The organism is Leclercia sp. UBA7405, assembly GCF_037152215.1.
In the GTDB taxonomy this organism is placed as follows: domain Bacteria; phylum Pseudomonadota; class Gammaproteobacteria; order Enterobacterales; family Enterobacteriaceae; genus Enterobacter; species Enterobacter pneumoniae.
This window is the reverse complement of the sequence record NZ_JBBCMR010000001.1, coordinates 2,352,919-2,371,679: the sequence shown is the minus strand read 5'-3', so window position 1 is coordinate 2,371,679 and position 18,761 is coordinate 2,352,919. Positions and strand designations below refer to the sequence as shown.

Annotated in this window: 16 protein-coding genes and 1 tRNA gene; 6 read left to right on the top strand and 11 right to left on the bottom strand. The window is 53.1% G+C overall.

The window, feature by feature from the left end:
- Positions 1-25 precede the first annotated feature (25 nt).
- On the bottom strand, positions 26-1,213 hold the full coding sequence (locus WFN75_RS11580; RefSeq protein WP_046884653.1) for a NupC/NupG family nucleoside CNT transporter: 1,188 nt from the start codon (positions 1,211-1,213) through the stop codon (positions 26-28).
- Positions 1,214-1,561: 348 nt separating this feature from the next.
- Between WFN75_RS11580 and WFN75_RS11575 the strand changes: the two genes are divergently transcribed.
- A complete protein-coding gene (locus tag WFN75_RS11575) occupies positions 1,562-2,800 on the top strand; it encodes an Nramp family divalent metal transporter (RefSeq protein ID WP_046884920.1) in 1,239 nt (412 codons plus the stop codon).
- 43 nt (positions 2,801-2,843) lie between these two features.
- Here the strand turns inward: WFN75_RS11575 and ypeC are convergent, their stop codons facing one another.
- Positions 2,844-3,185, bottom strand: coding sequence for a DUF2502 domain-containing protein YpeC (ypeC, locus tag WFN75_RS11570; protein ID WP_046884654.1), 342 nt, complete (start codon positions 3,183-3,185; stop codon positions 2,844-2,846).
- 126 nt (positions 3,186-3,311) lie between these two features.
- Positions 3,312-4,310, bottom strand: coding sequence for an L-glyceraldehyde 3-phosphate reductase (mgrA, locus tag WFN75_RS11565; protein WP_263617213.1), 999 nt, complete (start codon positions 4,308-4,310; stop codon positions 3,312-3,314).
- Between the two features lie 183 nt (positions 4,311-4,493).
- On the opposite strand from mgrA, the gene ipdC reads away from it, so the two are divergent.
- Complete coding sequence (gene ipdC / locus WFN75_RS11560) at positions 4,494-6,149, top strand: indolepyruvate decarboxylase (protein ID WP_263617212.1); 1,656 nt, start codon at positions 4,494-4,496, stop codon at positions 6,147-6,149.
- On the opposite strand, the gene WFN75_RS11555 is transcribed toward ipdC, so the two are convergent.
- Positions 6,150-7,385 carry an ion channel protein gene (locus WFN75_RS11555; RefSeq protein WP_336996183.1) on the bottom strand — a complete coding sequence of 412 codons (1,236 nt, stop codon included), beginning with the start codon at positions 7,383-7,385 and terminating at the stop codon, positions 6,150-6,152. It abuts the gene before it with no gap.
- 204 nt (positions 7,386-7,589) lie between these two features.
- Between WFN75_RS11555 and glk the strand changes: the two genes are divergently transcribed.
- Positions 7,590-8,555, top strand: coding sequence for a glucokinase (gene glk / locus WFN75_RS11550; protein ID WP_040074606.1), 966 nt, complete (start codon positions 7,590-7,592; stop codon positions 8,553-8,555).
- A 41-nt stretch (positions 8,556-8,596) separates the two neighbouring features.
- Here glk and WFN75_RS11545 read toward each other — a convergent pair whose 3' ends face one another.
- Positions 8,597-9,337 carry a LytR/AlgR family response regulator transcription factor gene (locus tag WFN75_RS11545; RefSeq protein WP_040074607.1) on the bottom strand — a complete coding sequence of 247 codons (741 nt, stop codon included), beginning with the start codon at positions 9,335-9,337 and terminating at the stop codon, positions 8,597-8,599.
- A 12-nt stretch (positions 9,338-9,349) separates the two neighbouring features.
- Complete coding sequence (locus WFN75_RS11540; RefSeq protein WP_046884659.1) at positions 9,350-11,047, bottom strand: sensor histidine kinase; 1,698 nt, start codon at positions 11,045-11,047, stop codon at positions 9,350-9,352.
- 385 nt (positions 11,048-11,432) lie between these two features.
- Between WFN75_RS11540 and alaC the strand changes: the two genes are divergently transcribed.
- Entirely contained in the window at positions 11,433-12,671 is a 1,239-nt protein-coding gene (gene alaC / locus WFN75_RS11535) for an alanine transaminase (RefSeq protein WP_212478500.1), read from the top strand.
- A gap of 58 nt (positions 12,672-12,729) precedes the next feature.
- Here alaC and ypdK read toward each other — a convergent pair whose 3' ends face one another.
- The 4 genes from ypdK to WFN75_RS11515 form a co-directional block, all read right to left on the bottom strand.
- The gene (gene ypdK, locus WFN75_RS11530; RefSeq protein WP_207292170.1) at positions 12,730-12,819 is read right to left on the bottom strand and encodes a membrane protein YpdK; all 90 of its coding nucleotides are present in this window, start codon (positions 12,817-12,819) and stop codon (positions 12,730-12,732) included.
- Between the two features lie 338 nt (positions 12,820-13,157).
- Complete coding sequence (gene lpxP / locus WFN75_RS11525) at positions 13,158-14,078, bottom strand: kdo(2)-lipid IV(A) palmitoleoyltransferase (RefSeq protein ID WP_154298761.1); 921 nt, start codon at positions 14,076-14,078, stop codon at positions 13,158-13,160.
- Between the two features lie 431 nt (positions 14,079-14,509).
- Positions 14,510-14,584, bottom strand: a tRNA-Arg gene (locus WFN75_RS11520).
- Between the two features lie 75 nt (positions 14,585-14,659).
- Positions 14,660-15,601, bottom strand: coding sequence for a formate/nitrite transporter family protein (locus WFN75_RS11515; protein WP_336996182.1), 942 nt, complete (start codon positions 15,599-15,601; stop codon positions 14,660-14,662).
- A gap of 314 nt (positions 15,602-15,915) precedes the next feature.
- On the opposite strand from WFN75_RS11515, the gene mlaA reads away from it, so the two are divergent.
- On the top strand, positions 15,916-16,668 hold the full coding sequence (gene mlaA / locus WFN75_RS11510; protein ID WP_046884662.1) for a phospholipid-binding lipoprotein MlaA: 753 nt from the start codon (positions 15,916-15,918) through the stop codon (positions 16,666-16,668).
- Between the two features lie 44 nt (positions 16,669-16,712).
- Here mlaA and fadL read toward each other — a convergent pair whose 3' ends face one another.
- Entirely contained in the window at positions 16,713-18,059 is a 1,347-nt protein-coding gene (gene fadL / locus WFN75_RS11505; protein WP_040074613.1) for a long-chain fatty acid transporter FadL, read from the bottom strand.
- Between the two features lie 371 nt (positions 18,060-18,430).
- On the opposite strand from fadL, the gene WFN75_RS11500 reads away from it, so the two are divergent.
- Positions 18,431-18,715: a YfcZ/YiiS family protein gene (locus tag WFN75_RS11500; protein ID WP_336996181.1), complete on the top strand. Its 285-nt coding sequence runs from the start codon at positions 18,431-18,433 to the stop codon at positions 18,713-18,715.
- Positions 18,716-18,761: the final 46 nt, after the last annotated feature.

Genomic DNA, 18,761 nt, shown 5'->3' with positions numbered 1-18,761 from the left:
TCCCGGTTGCTTTTACAGCGTCGTATTACAGAACCAGTGCTGCGATAGAAGCAGACAGGACGCTAACCAGCGTAGAACCGTACACCAGCTTCAGACCGAAGCGAGAAACCACGTTACCCTGCTCTTCGTTCAGGCCTTTAATCGCGCCCGCGATAATGCCGATAGAAGAGAAGTTAGCGAAGGAGACCAGGAATACAGACAGGATGCCTTCCGCGCGCGGCGACAGGGTGCCCGCGATCTTTTGCAGGTCCATCATGGCAACGAATTCGTTAGAGACCAGTTTGGTGGCCATAATACTGCCAACCTGAAGCGCTTCGCTTGCCGGAACACCCATCACCCATGCAACCGGGTAGAAGATATAACCCAGAATCCCCTGGAAGGAGATGCCCAGTACCGCAGCAAACAGGGCATTCAGTGCGGAGATCAGGGCAATGAAGCCGATCAGCATCGCAGCAACGATAATCGCAACTTTAAAACCAGCCAGGATGTATTCACCCAGCATTTCGAAGAAGCTCTGACCTTCGTGCAGATTTGCCATCTGCAGGTTCTCTTCACTCTCATCCACGCGGTACGGGTTGATCAGTGACAGAACAATGAAGGTGCTGAACATGTTCAGAACCAGCGCCGCAACCACGAATTTCGGTTCCAGCATTGTCATATATGCGCCCACGATAGACATGGATACAGTCGACATTGCGGTTGCCGCCATGGTGTACATGCGGTTACGGGACATCTTGCCGAGGATATCTTTATAGGCGATAAAGTTCTCAGACTGACCCAGGATCAGCGAGCTGACGGCGTTGAAAGATTCCAGTTTGCCCATGCCATTGACTTTGGACAGTACTGTACCGATAGCGCGGATCACAATGGGCAGAATGCGAATGTGCTGCAGAATACCGATCAGCGCAGAGATGAAGACGATAGGGCACAGAACTTTCAGGAAGAAGAATGCCAGACCTTCATCATTCATTTTACCGAATACGAAGTTGGTCCCTTCATTTGCGAATCCGAGCAGTTTTTCAAACATTTCGGAGAAGCCTTTTACGAAGCCAAGACCCACGTCGGAGTTCAGGAAGAACCAGGCGAGTAAAACTTCAATAACGAGTAACTGTACAACATAGCGAATGCGGATTTTTTTGCGGTCATGGCTGACCAGCAACGCAAGCGCTGTAACGACAACGAGTGCCAGGACAAAATGAAGGACGCGGTCCATATTTGCTCCAAATATGAGGCAGGTTTAATTTCCGTGCACATTCTATGTAACAACAGTAAAGAAAACGAGATCAAAGCCACACTATAGTCACGTCCTGTGACGAGACTCAAAAATAGTGACACACCATACAATTTTGTTATGTTATGTAAATGAGTTAAAAGTTAAGTTCGTGTGCTACGCTTCACAAATATGGGCGCATTCAATCTGCGCTACGTCTATTTTTATTTTCCAGCCTGATCATTGTTCTTAGCTATCACAGTCATCAATACAACCATCGCAAATGAACTTGATAATCATTCGCATTTTGATAGCATTAAACATAGCAAAGGCTATATTTTAGAGGCAGAGATGACGAACAGTCGCGTTGAGAGTAGCAGCGGCCGCGCAGCACGCAAGATGCGTTTCGCATTAATGGGACCTGCGTTCATCGCTGCGATTGGTTATATCGATCCGGGTAACTTTGCGACCAATATTCAGGCCGGCGCCAGCTTCGGTTATAAATTGCTGTGGGTGGTGGTCTGGGCGAACCTGATGGCAATGTTGATTCAGGTGCTGTCGGCCAAACTGGGTATCGCAACCGGGAAAAATCTGGCGGAGCAGATCCGCGACCACTACCCGCGTCCGCTGGTCTGGTTTTATTGGGTGCAGGCAGAAATCATCGCCATGGCCACTGACCTGGCAGAATTCATTGGCGCGGCCATCGGCTTTAAGTTGATTCTTGGGATTTCCCTGTTGCAGGGCGCGGTCTTAACGGGTATCGCCACTTTCCTGATTTTGATGCTTCAGCGACGTGGGCAAAAACCACTTGAGCTGGTCATTGGCGGCCTGCTGCTATTTGTGGCGGCGGCCTACATTGTCGAGCTGGTCTTCTCGCAGCCGGACTTTGTGCAGTTAACGAAGGGGATGGCCATTCCGAGCCTGCCGACATCGGAAGCGGTATTCCTCGCCGCCGGGGTTCTGGGGGCGACCATTATGCCGCACGTCATTTATTTGCACTCTTCTTTAACCCAGCATCTGCATCAGGGATCGCCAAAGGAGCAGTATTCCGCAACGAAATGGGATGTGGCGCTCGCAATGACCATCGCCGGTTTTGTTAACCTGGCCATGATGGCTACTGCAGCAGCGGCCTTTCATTTTAATGGCCATACCGGGATTGCCGATCTTGATCAGGCCTATCTGACCCTTGAACCGCTGTTAAGCCACGCTGCCGCCACGATTTTCGGCCTGAGCCTGGTGGCTGCCGGACTCTCCTCTACGGTCGTTGGCACGCTGGCAGGGCAGGTTGTTATGCAGGGGTTTGTGCGCTTTCATATTCCACTGTGGGTACGCCGTACCATTACGATGATGCCTTCATTCATTGTGATTCTGATGGGGCTCGATCCGACGCGGATTCTGGTCATGAGCCAGGTGCTGCTGAGCTTTGGTATTGCGCTGGCGCTGGTGCCCTTGCTGATTTTTACCAGTGACAAATCCCTGATGGGTGAGCTCGTCAACTCGAAAATGGTGAAGCGAATCGGATGGGCGATCGTCGTGGTAGTGGTTGCGCTTAACCTCTGGTTGCTTATCGGGACAGCGCTGGGGTTGTAAACATGGAGTGATAAAAAAGGAGCCGGTAGGCTCCTTTTTCGTATTAGTGGTGATGTCCGTGACCATGGCCATGGCCGCGACCACGACCTCCGCGATGATCATCCCGGTCTCTCCAGCCTTCACGGTAGCCGCGCTCATAAGCTTTACGCTTATCCCAGCCACGATGATAGCCATTATCATGTTTACGCCAGTGGTTGCCGCGCCATTCATAATGGCGATGCCAGTAGCCGCGGTCACGCCAGCCACCGCCGTCCCAGTAGTTACCGTAATTATCACGATCGCCAATTTGTAATTTAATCGATGGCAACAGGGTGATTTCGCCAGCATTAGCAACCAGCGGTGCTGAAGCCAGTAAAACTGCGGCCAGAATCAGGGACCTGAACATTGTTATTCTCCTTCACGATCGGGGCCGAAGCCGGCCTGTTAACGCAATTTTACGGGGCTGTGAAGCCGCGTTTAATGCGCGTAACTCCGAAATGAGAAGGCGAAGCACGATTTGCTAAAAATGCTGCTATTTTGCGCTGTCCAGAATCGCTTCGATTTCACTCAACTCTTCAGCAGCAAAATGGCGGTTCGCCAGCATGCCTACCGCATCTTCAATCTGTGCTGTCTTACTGGCACCTATCAGCACTGAGGTGACGGCACGATTTCTCAGCACCCAGGCGAGTGCCATTTGCGACAACTTCTGACCTCGGCGTTCGGCTATCGCATTCAGCATCCGCACTTTTTTCAGCTTCTCTTCTGTGAGCTGATCCGGATTGAGGAAACGGCTGCCGCTTGCGGCGCGGGAATCGGCCGGTATGCCATTCAGATAGCGGTCGGTTAATTGCCCACCCGCCAGCGGCGAGAAGGCAATGCAGCCCACGCCATTTTCTTGCAGCATCTCAAGCAGGCCAGCTTCCGGCGCGCGCTCGAACATTGAGTATTTCGGCTGGTGGATAAGGCAGGGGGTGCCTAAATCATTCAGAATCTCAATGGCCTGGCGCGCAAGTTCGGCCGGGTAGTTGGACAGCCCGACGTACAGGGCTTTCCCCTGGCGGACAATATGGTCAAGCGCTTTCATCGTCTCTTGCAGCGGCGTTTCGGGATCGGGGCGATGGTGGTAGAAGATATCCACATATTCCAGACCCATGCGTTTCAGGCTCTGATCAAGGCTGGCAATAAGGTACTTGCGCGAGCCCCAGTCGCCGTAGGGACCCTCCCACATGGTGTATCCCGCTTTGCTGGAAATGATTAGCTCATCGCGATAGGGCAGGAAATCTTCCTGCAAAATACGTCCGAAGTTACGTTCAGCGGAGCCCGGTGGCGGGCCGTAGTTATTGGCCAGGTCAAAGTGCGTAATGCCCAAATCGAAGGCGCGCTGTAATAGTTGACGGCTGTTCTCGATCAGGGTGGTGTCACCAAAGTTATGCCATAAGCCAAGCGAGATGGCGGGCATTTTAAGGCCACTGCTTCCGCATCGCTGATACGTCATTGACTGGTAACGGTTTTTATCCGCCTGATAAACCATAGGTACGTCCTCTGAGCCGGAAATAAAGGTGAGTGTATACGTTTACACAATAAACGAGATCGGCAGATTACAGCGCGAAAATTTGTAAAGCATTCTTTCCATAACCTCATTGTTTGTGTTTCTGGACACCCATCACGCTTCTTCAATACTCAAATTGAAGTCATCATAATAAGGACACCTGCTATGCGTACCCCCTACTGTGTCGCTGATTATTTATTGGATCGTCTTACTGATTGTGGCGTAGACCACCTGTTTGGCGTGCCTGGCGACTATAACCTGCAGTTTCTTGATCACGTCATCGACAGCCCCGATATCGGTTGGGTGGGCTGTGCCAATGAGCTGAATGCGGCCTATGCCGCCGACGGCTACGCGCGTTGTAAAGGCTTCGCTGCTCTTCTGACCACCTTTGGCGTGGGGGAGCTCAGCGCCATTAACGGCGTAGCGGGCAGCTTTGCAGAACATGTACCGGTTCTGCATATTGTGGGTGCGCCTGGCAGCGCATCGCAGAAAAAGGGGGAGTTGCTCCATCACACCCTTGGTGACGGCGAGTTCCGTCATTTTTACAATATGAGTGAATCCATTACGGTGGCGCAGGCGCTACTCACCGAACAAAACGCCTGCTATGAAATCGACAGGGTGCTGATCGCCATGCTGCGCGAGCGCCGTCCCGGCTATCTGATGCTGCCTGCCGATGTGGCAAAAAAACCTGCCACGCCGCCTGTAAACGCTCTCATCGATGAGCGGTATGAGAGCGACGGTTTCCGCCTCGAAGCCTTCCGCCAGGCGGCAGAACAACGTCTGGCGATGAGCGAACGTACCGCGCTGCTGGCTGACTTCCTGGTATTGCGTTATGGCCTGCAAAAACAGCTTCAGCAGTGGGTCTGCGAAACGCCTATTGCCCATGCCACTATGCTGATGGGGAAAGGGATATTCGATGAACGTAAACCGGGTTTTTACGGTACATACAGCGGTTCTGCCAGCAGCGCGGCGGTAAGCGAAGCCATCGAAGGCGCAGACACCGTGATCTGCGTAGGGACACGTTTTACCGACACCCTGACGGCGGGCTTTACGCACACGCTCACGCAGCAACAAACTATCGAGGTGCAGCCGCACGCGTCACGCGTGGGCGACACCTGGTTTACCGGCATCCCCATGACGCAGGCCATTGAGGTGCTGCATCGCTTGTGTCGGGAACAGAGTGATGGCAGAAATCTGCCGAACCGGCCTCTCCCTTCAACGGCGATGCACCACGGCAGTCTGACGCAGGATAGTTTCTGGAAAACCCTGCAAACCTTCATTCGCCCCGGGGATATTATTCTGGCCGACCAGGGGACCTCTGCGTTCGGGGCCATAGATCTCTGCCTGCCGAACGAGGTGAATTTTATTGTCCAGCCTATCTGGGGGTCGATCGGCTACACGCTCGCTGCCGCCTTTGGCGCTCAGACGGCGTGTCCGGATCGCAGAGTGATTGCCATTACCGGTGATGGCGCCGCGCAGCTGACCATCCAGGAGCTGGGGTCGATGCTGCGTGATAACCAGCATCCTCTGATTCTGGTGCTGAACAACGAAGGGTATACGGTCGAGCGCGCCATTCACGGTCCCGAACAACGCTATAACGATATTGCCCTGTGGGACTGGACCAAAATTCCCCAGGCGCTCAGCCTGGATTGTCAGGCTGAGTGCTGGCGAGTGAGTGAAACGGTACAACTCGCCGAGGTGCTGGAGAAGGTGGCTCACAGCGAGCGGCTTTCGCTAATTGAGGTGATGTTACCGAAGCATGATATTCCGCCATTATTGGGGGCTATCACCCGTGCGCTCGAGGCGCGTAATAATGCCTGATTAGCGATCTCTACGCCCGACGATCATCATCGGTCTGCCCGCCAGCAACAGCCAGGCGGGCAGCATGACGATGCAGAGTAACGGCATCAGGTTAAGATCCGGCACCACCACCGCAGCCATAAACAGACTCAGCCACGCATCCCGCGTCACCACCAGCACCAGCCCCAGAATCGAACATGAAACGGTAATCGCCGCCGGCACCGCTTCGACGTGTTCGTGCAGCATCAGCCCCAGCGCCGCGCCGATAAACACGGCCGGGAAGATACGCCCGCCGCGAAAGCCGCACGCGGCCGCGACCACTAAGGCTGCCAGTTTAATCAGGGCAAACAGCAGATAATCGCTGACGCTGAAGACCTGACTAAAGGCCATCTGCTGCATCTCATCAAGCCCCTTAAATAAGGTTATCGGTCCGCCGATGGCGCCAAGGATCCCCAGCAGCAAACCGCCTGCGCCAAGAATCAACACCGGGTTGTTCAGGCGGTGCATGACCCTGTGCAGACGCGGCAGACACCACACCGCCACCATGCCCAGAGCAATGGCGATGGCCGCAACCACCGCGCCGCTGAAGAGATCGACGAGCTGCATCTGCCCATAGTGCGCAATGGGCAGGGAGAAGTGGGGATGATAAAAGAGGCTGGTGGTAAGCGCGCCGGCAGCAGCCGCTAACAGCGGGGCAAAAAGACGATCCCAGAGGGGGAGATCATTATTACCGCTCAGGGTTTGCGAGAAAATTAGCGCGGCAGCGACAGGGGTGCCAAACAGTGCGCCAATGGTGCCGGCAGAGGCCAGGATCGTCCAGTCGAGCGCATCCACGCGTGGGAAAGTCCGTGCCCCAATGGCCACGGCCAGCGCAATATTGACTGCCATCACCGGGTGTTCCGGCCCCAGGCTCACGCCACCCGCCAGGCCAATAATCAGGGCGATAATTAACCCTGGCAGTGCGCTACCATTCACCGGTGCACCGATCAGAGGTTCGGTGGCCGGATCGGGCCCGGCATGGCCAGGGCTGTAGCGCACCACCAGACCGACGGCAATCCCCGTGAGGGTCAGCATCACCAGCGTCCAGACGGGAGAGTCAAAGCGCAAGCCCATGGCGGCAGGCAGCGTTTTCCACAGGAAAGCCTGTAAAACGGAAGCGACCTTCATAATAACGATCAGGATCAGACTGGATGCCACGCCAATAATTAACGCCGGGGGGGCCAGCAACAGCATGGTTCTGGCTCGCGGATGGAGCATGATGATTTCCTTGTAGAAAATGACACGCGTTACTTTGCACAATCAGTTTGTATCTCATAGTGCAATTGGTGCTGAAACGGTAAAGTTATTCTGTGACGTAGATCGATAATCCTGGGGCACTTTCACCCAGGCCGTTGTTGTTACGGTGCCTTGAATTTAGAGTGTGCCAAAGAGTTATTTTGACTTTAGCGGAGCAGTAGAAGAATGACAAAGTATGCTTTGGTAGGTGATGTGGGGGGGACGAATGCGCGTCTGGCATTATGCGATGTCAGTAACGGGGAGATTTCCCGCGCGAAGACCTATTCCGGGCTGGATTATCCCAGCCTGGAAGCCGTGGTGCGCGTCTATCTGACGGAGCACAACGTCAGCGTCGAGGATGGCTGTATCGCCATTGCCTGCCCTATCACGGGTGACTGGGTGGCCATGACCAACCACACCTGGGCCTTTTCCATCGAAGAGATGAAAAACAACCTGGGTTTTGCGCATCTGGAAATTATTAACGACTTCACCGCGGTATCGATGGCGATCCCGATGTTAACGCCAGAGCATCTTATCCAGTTCGGCGGCACGCAGCCGGTAGAAGGCAAACCGATTGCCGTTTATGGCGCAGGCACCGGCTTAGGGGTATCGCACCTGGTGCACGTTGATAAGCGCTGGGTAAGCCTTCCGGGCGAAGGGGGCCATGTCGATTTCGCGCCGAACAGCGAAGAAGAGGGCATTATCCTTGAAGAGCTGCGAGCAGAGATTGGCCACGTGTCGGCAGAGCGCGTCCTCTCGGGGCCTGGGCTGGTGAATCTCTACCGTGCGATTGTCAAATCAGATGGCCGCCTGCCGGAAAATCTGCAGCCGAAAGATGTTACTCAACGCGCACTGGAAGATACCTGTATTGATAGCCGTCGGGCGCTGTCGCTGTTCTGCGTCATTATGGGGCGTTTCGGCGGTAACCTGGCGTTGAATCTTGGCACCTTTGGCGGGGTGTACATCGCTGGCGGCATCGTACCGCGTTTTCTGGAATTCTTTAAAGCGTCCGGCTTCCGTGGCGGCTTTGAAGATAAAGGTCGCTTCAAAGCTTACGTACAGGATATCCCTGTGTTCCTGATCGTCCACGATAACCCCGGTCTGCTGGGGGCGGGCGCCCATCTGCGCCAGACGCTGGGTCAGGTACTGTAACGTCCTCTCCCGGTGGCTGTCAGGTCACCGGGGCATCTCCCCTACAAGTGCATAAGCTGGCGAAACTCTTTCACCTTGCTACGGCTGACCGGCACCTGAAAATCGAGATCTTTCAGACGCAAAATATAGGTATTGTTAAACCAGGGCTCAATCTCGCGGATCTTGTTCAGATTGACACAAAATGAGCGATGGCAGCGGAAAAAGCGACTGGCCGGCAGCTTGCTACAAAACTCGGTAATGTTCATTGGCATGACAAAGGAGTCGCGCCGCGTGTAGACAAAGGTCATCTTTTCATGGGCTTCCGCATAGTAGATATCGTCCATCGGCGTCACGATGATGCGTTCGTCCTTGATCAGATTGATGGTGTCATTTTCACGCGGGGCAGGGGAGGCAACGCTCTGCCCGCTGCCCGATTGCTGTTGTGCCCAGGCCTGCTCCAGCTTTTGCAGCATGCTGACGATACGCGACTCCTGGTAAGGCTTCAGAATATAGTCAAACGCTTCCAGTTCGAAGGCCTCAACCGCATGCTCCTTCCAGGCCGTGACAAACACAATGTAGGGCTTGCTGGCAAACTGGCTGATGTTTTGTGCCAGCAATACGCCATCCAGCGACGGGATGTTAATGTCGAGAAAAATGGCATCGACCCGGTTATGTTGCAGGAATTTTAAAACGTCCAGCCCGTCGTCAAAGGTCCCGACGATCTCCATCTGACTATGCGCTTTAATGAGCCAGCTTAGCTCCTGCTGGGCGAGTATCTCATCTTCCACAATGATGACTTTCATGCTAACTCCGGACTAAGGTAATAACAGCGTCTGGGCATGAACGGCTGAGCGTTCATTAGGGACATAAAACGCGATCTCGGTGCCCGGTTCAAGGCGGCGGATGTGTAGCCCCTCTCCGTAGAGGAGTTTCACCCGGTGATGCACGTTAAGCAGGCCAATTTTGTTGCCGGGCATTTCGTTCGCTTCAACCCGCTCAACCACCTTCGGATCGATACCGTGTCCGGTGTCCCGCACCGATACGCGCACCCGATTACCGCACTCGGCAATACTGATGGTGACCACTCCTTTCCCTTTGCAGGGCTGGATGCCATGCACAATCGCGTTTTCCACCAGCGGCTGGATCAGCAGGCTGGGAATTACACAGTTTACCTCTTCATCAATGTCGTATATCACCGTCAATTTATCGCCGAAGCGAGCCTGCTCAATCGCGATGTAATCTTTAATCTGATACAGCTCTTTTTTGATATCGATCTGCTCATCGTCTTTCAGCTCAATGTTGTAGCGCAAATAGCGGGATAAATTAAAAATCAGCTGGCGCGCCGTATCCGGATTAAGGCGGATCGAAGAGGAGATGGCATTCAGTGCGTTAAACAGAAAGTGAGGGTTAATCTTACTCTGTAACGCACGCAGTTCAGCCTTATTGGCCATTTCACGTAGCTGCTCGGCGCGGGAGACTTCCAGTTGTGTAGAGATAATTTGCGATAACCCCACGGCCATCTCCTGGAGCGAGGAGGTGATCTGGTGCGCGTGGCAGTAGTAAATTTTCAGCGTGCCGGTGACCACCCCTTTTTCCCATAAGGGGATCACCAGCATCGAGTGAATTTCCGGCGTACGGTAGGCCTCATCGTTATTTTTGATGATGATCTTGCCGTAGTTGATGGCCTGACGCGTAGTCGGGCTCACGTTGTCGTCATTGTCGCGATAGTTATCTTCCCCGACACCCACATAGGCCAGCACGCGGTCAATATTGGTAATGGCAACGGCATCCGCATGAATATCGCGGCGGATGATGTCGCACACCTGACGCAGAGATTCGGCGTTGATATGGCGAAACAGCGGTAGCGTTTTGTTGGCAATATCCAGAGCCAGCTTGGCCTGGCGGGCGGCGCTGGCCTCTTTTTCCCCTTCCACGCTCTGTACCAGCAGCACAATAAAGCCAACGCAGACGCTGCCGAGGATCATCGGCACACCGATTTTCGACACGATATCCAGGCCCAGTGCAATGGTAGGTGCCCAGACAACCACCAGGATCATGGTCAGGGTTTCGCAAGCCATCCCTGCCAGGATGCCAACTTTCCAGTGCTGTTTTTTCGGGACTTTGCGGTTGATCCATCCCGACAGGATGCCGGCAATAATGCTGGTGATAAAGCAGGGGATCGCCGTGACCCCTCCGATATCAATCAGATAGCGGTGCACCCCGGCGATGAGACCGGTAATAATGCCCACCCAGGGGCCAAACAGGATGCCGCCGGACATCACCGCAATAATGCGCACATTGACCAGCGACCCCTCTACCGGTACGCCGGACCAGGTACTGAACAGCGCAAACATCGAAAAGATGGCGGTAACGGCCAGCAACTCCTTCGGCGAGTGCGCCGACTTATGGAGCAGTTCGCGGAACAGGCGGATGCGGATTAGAAAGAAAAGGCAAATCAGCATCAATGCCGCACGATCAAAGACCGCCAGCAGCATATTGAATATTTCGTGCACGAGAAAACCTGCAAGACGGGGAAAAAGGCATAATAAAAAACCTGACGCCGAATGACCAGCCATCACTCAGAATTATCAAATGAGGAAAGTCCATGCAATCCAAAGGGGATAGGGCGTAAAGGGAGGCTGCTTCGCCAAAGAGAGGGACGTTTAAACCTGAGGGTAAAATGTTTGATATCATCATGTTAACAAAAAAGCATGTTTCAAGAACTTGCGGTCGTTTTAGTTCCTGTTTTCTCTCTGGCACTGTTCCCGTTTTCTGGCGGACTACTTTTTTCACTCAGCCTCTCGACAAGCTGTTTTTTTTCAGGCTATTTTCTCTACATGCCACACACGTGGCAGCGTCGCTCGGACGGTCCGGGCGCTCACGTTAATCGAGGAATCTATGGCTGACTCCAGTCCTGAACGCCGCTTTACGCGTATTGATCGTCTCCCCCCTTATGTTTTTAACATCACTGCTGAGCTGAAAATGGCTGCGCGTCGGCGCGGCGAAGACATTATCGATTTCAGTATGGGTAACCCGGACGGTGCGACCCCGCCCCATATCGTTGAAAAACTGTGCACCGTAGCGCAACGCCCGGATACGCACGGTTACTCGACCTCTCGCGGTATTCCTCGCCTGCGCCGCGCTATCTCCCGCTGGTATCAGGATCGTTATAACGTTGACATTGACCCTGAAAGCGAAGCTATCGTCACTATCGGCTCTAAAGAGGGGCTGGCGCACCTGATGCTGGCAACGCTGGATCACGGGGATACGGTGCTGGTGCCAAACCCAAGCTACCCTATCCACATTTACGGTGCGGTCATCGCCGGCGCGCAGGTACGCTCAGTGCCGCTGGTAGAAGGCGTCGACTTTTTCAATGAGCTGGAGCGCGCGATTCGCGAAAGCTATCCCAAGCCGAAGATGATGATTCTCGGTTTCCCCTCTAACCCAACCGCGCAGTGCGTTGAGCTCGAGTTTTTTGAGAAGGTCGTTGCGCTGGCGAAGCGCTACGATGTGCTGGTGGTGCATGATCTGGCCTACGCCGATATCGTCTATGACGGCTGGAAAGCGCCTTCCATCATGCAGGTACCCGGTGCTCGCGACGTGGCCGTCGAGTTCTTTACGCTGTCGAAAAGCTACAATATGGCCGGCTGGCGTATCGGATTTATGGTAGGTAATAAAACGCTGGTCAATGCGCTCGCGCGTATTAAAAGCTACCACGACTACGGCACCTTCACCCCATTACAGGTTGCGGCCATCGCTGCGCTGGAGGGGGATCAGCAGTGTGTACGCGACATTGCCGCACAATATAAACGTCGCCGCGATGTACTGGTGAAGGGGCTGCACGAAGCAGGCTGGATGGTTGAGATGCCAAAAGCGTCTATGTACGTCTGGGCAAAAATCCCTGAACCCTACGCGGCGATGGGATCGCTGGAGTTTGCTAAAAAGCTGCTGCAGGACGCCAAAGTGTGTGTGTCCCCGGGTATTGGCTTCGGCGATTACGGTGACACCCATGTCCGCTTTGCGCTCATCGAAAACAGCGACCGTATCCGCCAGGCGGTGAGGGGCATTAAAGGCATGTTCCGCGCCGATGGGCTATTACCGGCTGCCACAAAAAATACGACGGAACAGGCGGGTTAACCATCCCAAAAAAAACAGGCGCCAACGGCGCCTGCTTTTTTGACTGCATGTTCTTCGCTCAGATCATCAGGGCAAAGGTACCGGCCCAGACTAAAACAATCACCGACATACCCATAAAGAAATATTTCACGTTCATCGCTCCGCGCATCCACTGACACGCCTTAAAAACAGAGTCCAACTGAGTATAGAGAGGTGAAGTCAGGGCAAAGCGGAAATAAGAATTATCCCCGTAATAGACCCAACACCAGCTCAGAATTCTATGGCATCCCATTGCCAGACGGCGTTAATGTACGCTTAAAAATCAGGGGTGACAAGTGAGATTTTTTTAAATGATTTCCGTTACTTAGGAGTGTCGTGGAACGGCGACAGTTTAATTTCGCCGGGTAATAAATTTCACTTGAGCGAAGTCAAAAACGAAACGGTAATGGCGAAGATGCAGATGTCTGAAAAGGTTAGTTTCTTAGTGAAACTAACCTGACGTCAGCATTATAAATAGAGGGACGTTTCGCCTTCAGGGCGGGTTTTAAAGCGGCGATGCACCCATAAATACTGTTCGGGAGCACGCATGATTTCGCGCTCAATGATCTTATTGATATAGCTGGCGGCTTCACTCTCATCTTCCGGATAGTTTTCCATCACCGGTGTGATAAACAGACGATAGCCAGAGTTATCCTTTTTACGGATCATGGTGACGGTGAGCATGGCCGCTTTTGACAGGCGAGAAATCACAAAGGTGCCGTTAGTGGTCGCGACATCCTTCACCGCAAAGAAGGGGGCAAAGTTACTGCCTTTACGCCCATAATCCTGATCCGGTGCAAACCAGACCGCTTCGCCTTTCTTCAGGGCGCTCACCAGGCCACGCAGGTTATTACGGTTAATCATCGCCTTATTCGAGCGCATACGCCCGCGGGTCTGAACCCACTCCATCAGGGGGCTATTATGTTGACGGTAGGTCGCCATCATCGGCTGGCATAAACCCATGACCCGGCCACCGAGTTCCAGCGACATAAAGTGCACGCCGATGACCATCACGCCACGATTTTTGGCCAGAGCATGCTGCAAATGCTCAAGGCCTTCAACGTCAAACCATTTACGTACTCGCCAGTCAGGCCAGAACCAGGCCATGCCGGTCTCCAGCAAAGCCATGCCGATGGCTTTAAAATTTTCGGCGATCATCTGTTCACGCTCGTTTTCAGATAACGATGGGAAACAGAGCTCCAGATTTCTGCGTGCAATCTTCTCGCGACGTTTCAGAAAACGTCGTGACAGGCTACCCAGTCGGGTGCCAAGCCAACGTATCGCAGGGTAGGGGAGCTGCACGAGCAGCCACAAAACACCCAGACCAAACCACGTTACCCAGTAACGAGGATGCAGAAGTGAGCGTTTGAATTTGCTTTGCGACAAGATAAAACAACCTTTATGGAGGGGATATTGGTAACGCTATTATCACGTTACACCATAATGCTTTTAGAGACAGAGACCAATGGGTGGTATCTGAATAATTCGGAAATTAACCCCGACGCGACTGAAGCACACCAGGCGGCGGCGTAATGTAGCACCCTTGCACTGTACGTGACTAACACTACTTATAGTACGGAAAAAGATAATCTCAAAGAGGTCTGCGCAGTGTGCTTTTTATACGATAAAAACGGGTAAAAAGAAGCTTGCTTTTCGTCGGGATCGTTTAAAAAAGCAGCGAGCGAAACTGTTTTGCGAACGCGATCAACGAACAGAGCGATTCTCTAAAGCTCCGGCGCGTCGTTATGCGTATCGCTGTACTTTGCATCAGCGAATGAGAAGTTTCGGTAAGTGGGAGAGGCGTAAGCGGTGTGCTTTAATGGTGTCCCCTGCAGGAATCGAACCTGCAACTAGCCCTTAGGAGGGGCTCGTTATATCCATTTAACTAAGGGGACGAGGCGGCACGAGTATAACGTCATTTACACTTTGCGTTAAGCGCGTGGCCGCCCGACTGCTTAAAGAGTCGCCATTCAGGTTGATTTTTTTGCGTCTTTCCGGCTTTCCTGCAACTCCTGTTCCTTCGCTTTGGCCTCGGCTTTGCGTTTATTTGACATGTCGTTACGGATTTGCGCATGGCTCAGCAGAGCAAAAATAAAGGTGCCGCCGCAGATATTTCCCGCCAGGGTTGGCAGAGCGAATGGCCAGAAAAATTCCGTCCAGGGGATTGTCCCGTTGAAAACCAGGTAGAGAATTTCAACGGCGCCAACCACGATATGCGTCGTATCGGCCAGCGCAATTAGCCAGGTCATCAGTATAATGACCACGATTTTCGCCGAGCCGGCAGAGGGAAACATCCACACCATGGTGGCGATGATCCAGCCGGAAATAATCGCGTTGGAGAACATCTCCAGCGGAGTATTCTTCATCACGTCCATACCAATTTTGACAAAAGCATCTCGCGTCTCTTCATCAAAAATGGGCATATATTCAAACGCCCAGGCCGCTATCCCGGTCCCGACGATATTCCCCAGCAGTACCACGCTCCACAACCGCATCAACAGGCCAAAGTTGCTCCATGTCGGGCTCTGCATAACGGGCAGAACGGCGGTGACGGTGTTTTCGGTAAAGAGTTGCTGACGCGCCATAATGACGATAATAAAACCAAAGGTGTAGCCGAGGTTTTCCAGCAGAAAAGCACCCGGCACGCCGTCAAGCTGTACGTGGAAAATCCCTTTCGCCAGCAGAGATGCGCCCATCGATAGCCCCGCGGCGATAGCCGACCAGAAGAGGGCCATCGCATCGCGTTCCATCTCTTTTTCACCATCCTGGCGAATGTGCTCATGAATCGCCATCGCCCGAGACGGAAGATGCTCCTCGTCGACTTCTATTTTTTTGCCCCGACTTTTCTCTTCACTTTCGACTTCCAAATCTTCGGTATGCTCATCAATTTTCTCTTCTTTTAATTCATCCATTTCGCTGCTCCTGACGGGGTTCTTATCTATTAAGCGTAGCGACTTTTTGCCCGTATCCCTTGGGGAAGCTCCGAAATTCTTCTAAAGCTTATAAAGCCAATACATCTTCTTTAAAGCAGAGTTAAAATCGGCGGCGATCGAAAATGCTAAGCCAGGCTATTCTGAAATCATAAAGATGATGATTCCTGCCCGTAATTGTGTTCGTGGACATCGATAAACGTGCTGATACAATCACCTGCATGTTTACAGACGGAGCGCAAACGCTTCGTTGCGGATGGCAATCAACGATGGCCATACTTAACAGGGAGAAACCTATGAAACTTCGGCTATCGGCGCTTGCGCTGGGCACGACTTTGCTAGTGGGGTGTGCCAGTTCCGGAGAGCAGCAGGGGCGCTCGGACCCGTTCGAAGGGTTTAACCGCTCTATGTACAGCTTCAACTACAACGTGCTGGATCCTTATGTCGTCCGTCCCGTGGCGGTCGCCTGGCGTGATTACGTCCCTCAGCCGGCCCGTAACGGTCTGAGCAACTTCACCAGCAACCTTGAAGAGCCTGCCGTGATGGCGAACTATTTCCTGCAGGGCGATCCCTATCAGGGCATGGTGCATTTCACCCGCTTCTTCCTGAATACCTTGCTGGGGATGGGGGGCTTTATTGACGTGGCGGGGATGGCTAATCCTAAACTGCAGCGTGAACAGCCGCACCGTTTCGGTAGTACGCTTGGGCATTACGATGTGGGTTACGGCCCGTACGTCCATTTGCCATTCTATGGCAGCTTTACGCTGCGTGAGGATGGCGGTGATATGGTCGATACCCTTTACCCAGTGCTCTCCTGGCTTACCTGGCCACTCTCTATCGGTAAGTGGACCCTTGAAGGTGTTGAAAGCCGCGCGCAGCTGCTGGATTCCGATGGGCTGCTGCGTCAGTCTTCCGATCCGTACATTCTGGTACGTGAGGCGTACTTCCAGAATCACGACTTTATTGCCAGCGGCGGTAAGTTGAAGCCGGAAGAGAACCCGAACGCCAAGGCGATCGAGAACAACCTATCCGAGATTGATGCGGAATAAAAAAAAGGTGAGCTAAGCTCACCTTTTTTACTGCTTGCGCGAAATCAGAACGCGTAGTTAAAGTTCGTACCGAACAGCCAGGCTTTCCCTTCAGATTTAAAGTCGTAAGCCGCAGCGCCTTCACCTTCGGTGAAGCTCACTTTCTGGCCGTGCATATAAGATGCACCGACGTCGATAGAGGCATCATCGTTGAAGGCATACGTCATACCGGCACTCAGCCACAGACGATCCTGGTCCGGAATGGAGATAGAGCGTTTGTCAGCCGGAACCGGGCTGTCATCGAAGGCAATACCGGTGCGGAAGGTCCAGTTTTTATCGTAATAATAAGTGGTACCCAGCGCGATACGATACGCATCTTTAAAGCCTTCGTCCTTCTGGAACAGCACCTGGCCATTGTCGCCTTTCGCCTTCAGCTCCTGGAACTGACTCCAACTGGTGTATGCCAGGCTGTAGTGAATCGCCCATTGCGGCGCAACGCGGTTATAACCCGAAACTTCCCACATTTCCGGAAGATTCAGGGTCAGGGAGCCGTTAACGGTTCTGCCGCCGGTGCCCGCTGGCAGCTGAGTCATCCCCATGCTGGCGAAGATTGAGCTTAACGCCGGATTGATAGAACTCTTGTAGTCGCCGTCGAAGTCGATTTTCACTTCAGAGCGATAGGTCAGGCCCCAACGGTTGTTTTTATCCAGCTCATAGAGGATACCGGCGTTCCAGCCATAGCCCCACTCATCCCCTTTCAGGTGAGCAATCTGATCGTCCGGAGAGTTGATACCGTCAACCAGCTGGGAAGGGACACCCTGCTGCTGCAGGCCGCCAGCCAGCAGTGGACCCAGGGAACCTGCGTAGCGTTCAATTTTGGCCTTCGCGTAAACGGCATCGAAACCAAGACCGAAGCTCCAGCTATTATTCAGACGATAGGCGCCGCTCAGATTCAGGTTAACGGTAGTCAGATCGGTTTTACCGCCGTAAATCCCGGCACCATAATTATTATTAAATTCGGTTGCCAGACCATAGTTAGAGGTTACGGATGCGCCCCAGCCAAACTGTTCATTGATTGGCATAACGAAGTGCATATTCGGCACCCAGGCTACCGGGGCAATATTGTCCTGGTTGGCACTGCCCGTCAGGGCTGAGTTACCTTTTACGTCAACATCCGGATCGATATAAACGGCACCGATCGAGAAGGTCGGACGGTCGAACAGGGTAATCAGAGCCGGGTTACGGCTCACGTTACCTGCGTCGTCAGCGATTGCACCTTCCCCGGAATAGGCACGGCCAAGGCCCGAGGAAGAGAATTCGTTAAGCTGGAAGCCCGCTGACCAGGCGGAGGTGGAGACGATTGCCACTGCGACTGCTAACGCAGTTTTTTTAAACAGGGTTTTCTGGCTCATGACCATAACCTCATTGAGTTATTTTTATGCAATTTTTGTTACATAGAGTAACAGGAGCGCGAAGTGTAGGGTCTGAGGTAACACTTAGAAATCAGACCAGTGGCGAGAGTATAGGTCTGACCAGATGGAATGTTGCAAGTATGTTTATTAATTTCGCACAACATGTTTTTCGAAACGGGATCTGGCTGGCAATTTTGCCGCCCATCGGACTCCTCCGAATGGGTGATTTTTGTTTTAGATCATTTTTAAGTGGGATAAAGCGCCGGGGTCGCGCTTTACGCCATTAACGACTGGAGAGCGGATTCCCCGGGGAGTAAAATATCAGCATCGTGTTTAGCTCGCGCCCTGCGCGAAAAGAGAGGAAAGCGACTATGAGTAAATGCAGTGCTGATGAAACCCCGGTTTGCTGCTGTATGGATGTTGGCACCATCATGGACAACTCCGATTGCACCGCCTCATACAGCCGTGTGTTCGACACCCGTGCCGAGGCTGAAGAGACCCTTGCCGCATTAACAGAACGTGCGCGCGGCGTGGAGTCCGATCCTTGCCAGATCATCCCTACCTTCAAAGAGGTCGAAGGTGGCGTACAGCTGGATATCGATTTTGTCTTTGCCTGTGAAGCTGAAACGCTGATTTTCCAGCTTGGGCTGCGTTAAGAATCGCATCAACGCCTCTGATTCCAGAGGCGTTTTCTCCCCCTCT